We start from the raw sequence: 1,093 nt of genomic DNA, 5'->3' as shown, positions 1-1,093 counted from the left end.
CCTAGATTCAATTAATAACTGCAACACTCGCTCTGCGCGTACTGCAATTGCTCTTTAAAAATTACATCTGGTTGCTTAAACCCTAATATCTTACGCGGCCTGAGATTTATACGCTGTTGTATTTTGGTCAGCATCTCGTTGGTCAATATCCGTAAATTGCAGCCTTTCGGAACATACTGACGCAGCAAACCATTAGCATTTTCGTTCGCACCTCGCTGATAAGAGGCATACGGGTCTGCAAAGTACACATCTGCATCCAAAGCCTTGGCGATGCGTTTATGCTCGGCGAACTCCAAACCATTGTCAGCCGTAATAGTGTGCACAAGTGATTGAAAAGGTTCTAACATTTCAATCAAAGCACCAGCAACTTCGTTTGCATTTTTGCTAAAAACCTTACGTGTAACGTAGAAGCGGCTTTTTCGCTCTAGAGCGGTAACAATGACTCCAGTTCCGCGTTTACCAATCACAGTGTCGATTTCCCAGTCGCCGTAACGCTTGCGTGTTCCAACAATCTCTGGTCGGTCATGAATAGAGCGTCTATCGACAATGCGTCCGCGCTGCTTATGTGTTCGCTTTCGGTACCGCTTTAATCGATGCCTTAAGTGTTTGTAAAACTCGCCACCGCGCCGAAAATCGCGAATGATATGGCTGTAGATCCACTCATGACTCACTGGGCGGCCTATGGAGCGGCAAACCGCAGCGATTTGTTCTGGACTCCAGTCAACAGAAAGGAGCAGCTCTACGGCGGCTACAGTGCGCCTACAAATGCTTCTCTTTTGGCTATGACTGCGCCTTGCTGTACTTTTTTGATGAGCCTTGCCTGGCTCATAGCAACCCGATGTAACAGAGTTTCTTCGAAGCTCTCGGCTTACGGTTGATGGTGAAACGTCTAATTTCTGTGCAATCTTTCTGAGTGAAAATTTCTCTGAGAGAAGCAACGAAATCTGGTATCGTTGTCCCTCGGTCAGCTGCCGATAACTCATGTTGGAACTCACTTTTTTTGGTCGAAAAGTAAGACTACCACATGTCGGTAGCTGACCTCCTTTCGACCTATCCCATTACATGAGTGTTGCGGTTATTATCTGAATTCAGG

At 46.4% G+C, this 1,093-nt stretch carries 1 protein-coding gene; it reads right to left on the bottom strand.

What is annotated here, in order from left to right; genetic code table 11:
• Positions 1–11 precede the first annotated feature (11 nt).
• Positions 12–983 carry an IS30 family transposase gene (locus CWE11_RS11975; protein WP_126777857.1) on the bottom strand — a complete coding sequence of 324 codons (972 nt, stop codon included), beginning with the start codon at positions 981–983 and terminating at the stop codon, positions 12–14.
• Positions 984–1,093 lie beyond the last annotated feature (110 nt).

The sequence above is a fragment of the Aliidiomarina sanyensis genome, from assembly GCF_003987175.1.
Classification (GTDB): Bacteria; Pseudomonadota; Gammaproteobacteria; order Enterobacterales; family Alteromonadaceae; genus Aliidiomarina; species Aliidiomarina sanyensis.
The sequence above is the reverse complement of the archived record's forward strand: the minus strand, read 5'-3'. Positions and strand labels throughout refer to the sequence as shown.